The 1,927-nt window shown below is 50.3% G+C and carries 2 protein-coding genes; both read left to right on the forward strand.

Features of this window, described 5'->3' with window-relative positions:
- The first annotated feature begins 122 nt into the window (after window positions 1–122).
- Window positions 123–731, forward strand: a complete 609-nt coding sequence (locus IE099_RS20505) for a hypothetical protein (RefSeq protein WP_189574667.1) — start codon at window positions 123–125, stop codon at window positions 729–731.
- Window positions 732–1,383: 652 nt separating this feature from the next.
- Window positions 1,384–1,692, forward strand: a complete 309-nt coding sequence (locus tag IE099_RS20920; RefSeq protein WP_189574670.1) for a hypothetical protein — start codon at window positions 1,384–1,386, stop codon at window positions 1,690–1,692.
- Window positions 1,693–1,927: the final 235 nt, after the last annotated feature.

The raw sequence follows: 1,927 nt of genomic DNA on the forward strand, positions 1-1,927 counted from the left end.
CGCTGCTGAAACCGACCGTGCACTGGGTGGCTTATTGACAGGAAGTTTGAAAGTGATAGAAGTAGCGAAAGTTCTCTGAGCGGTCGTTTCAGCAGGACTGGAACGTTAGCTCAGAAAATACGATGACTTGGCTCGAATCCGCGAAATCAGTTGTCGCATCCGAATATTTTGATTTTGTCGATGGTTTGAGCGACGACCTCCAAGTTGGGGAAATTGTAGTTATCTATTCATGGTCGAATGTAGAGGAGCGCAATGAAATCAACGAAGTCGAACTCTATTTGCCCAGCTACATGGCGATTGGGAATGACTCCGGTGATGACGAATTCCTGATTCGGCGCGATGGGAGCCTAGATGTCTATCAGTGCGATGCTGGTGCTTTCGGTTCTGTTGAACCAGAGAAGATTCATTCAAATTTTGAGATTTGGATCGGGGAGGGCTGTCCGATTCCAGACAACATCGATACGAATGCGATACCGCTTCAGTCATCGATTTGGCTGATTCGCGCGCCCGAAAATCAACTTAGGGGAATGTTTGAGTTGAGGAAGATCCTTGGACAGTCGTGGCCTGCATCCGAAATGAAGTCAATGATTGATTCCATGCCTTCTAAGCTCGTTCAGGACGGGCATCCATTCGCGGTATCACGGAAGTTGGAAGGTAAAGCTGACTATCTGGCTTGTATTGGTTACGGCGATTCAGCTGAATTGGTAGTCCCCCTAACCAGCAAGAGCTAACAATGCACAGCACCACAAATCCGACCGCGCTGGCGAGTCGGGGGCTTGACTGGCGGAGGGAGCGTGGTAGAACTATCGAAAGTGCGCTGAGTCGGTCGGATTGGGTGTGCTGAGACGTTCGCTTAGAATATGAAGAGCTTCGCACGTATATCAGGAGTTGCTCTGGCAGTGTGTATAGTTGTCATGGGGTTGGCCCTACTAGGCTCGCAGAAACCAAGGCTTCGCTCCACCAGTGTCACAGGCACCAGAAATGGACTCGAAATTGAAGGTGAGGTTCTCTATTAGCGGGGATTTTTTTCTGGGTTGGCCGAATACTCTATTGCGGAAGGCTGGAATGACTCATCCAGTGAGAGAATATTGGATTCAATCAAGTCGGGGGAGACTGTGCCCTCCAGAATTAAGTGGAGTGTTGACTGGCTAGAATTCGTTGGCAATTATATTGCCGCTTGGCTTCTTGTTGGACTTGTTTGGTGGTGGTGGAGTCAGAAGGAACCTCATCAACTTGTGCAGCAAGCCAAAAGCGAACAAGACGCAGCACCACAAATCCGACCGCGCTGGCGAGTCGGAGGTTGACTGGAGGAGGGAACGTGGTAGAAGAAGTGAAAGTGCGCTGAGTCGGTCGGATTGGGTGTGCTGGAACGTTCGACTGAAAATGGCAGTGCTCCCTCCAAAGATAGTTCAACGTGACAAAGCGCACAAGTTCCTGTCCGATCTGGCGAACGAGGAGGGGAAATCTGAATACGTGGAGTTACAGAAGGCGATCAAAGTGCAGTTGAAGGCCGCGCCGACGTTCCTGATATTTGGGACGTGGATGATGCACTTCCTGAGTCGAGAGAATTTATGGCTAGGGCTGTTTCTCGGAGGCACGATTCTAGCGCTTGGTGTATTCGGAATGGCTAAGATTCAGAGGTTAGTTGGACTGCTTGAACTATTTTCTCCTGACCTCAATACCGACCCGTGAATCAAGGCATGGTCGAACAAGGCGCAGCACCACAAATCCGACCGCGCTGGCGAGTCGGAGATTGACTGGAGGAGGGAGCGTGGTAGAAGTAGTGAAAGTGCGCTGAGTCGGTCGGATTGGGTGTGCTTGAACGTTAGGCAGAATGAATAGGAAGCTCGTCGATGTAGTCGTTCCAGAAGACCTAAGACTGTGGCTTACTGAAAACCCAGGCAAGGTCTTCGAGTTCGATTCTGAA

The organism is Roseibacillus persicicus, from assembly GCF_014651675.1.
GTDB classification, from domain to species: domain Bacteria; phylum Verrucomicrobiota; class Verrucomicrobiia; order Verrucomicrobiales; family Akkermansiaceae; genus Roseibacillus; species Roseibacillus persicicus.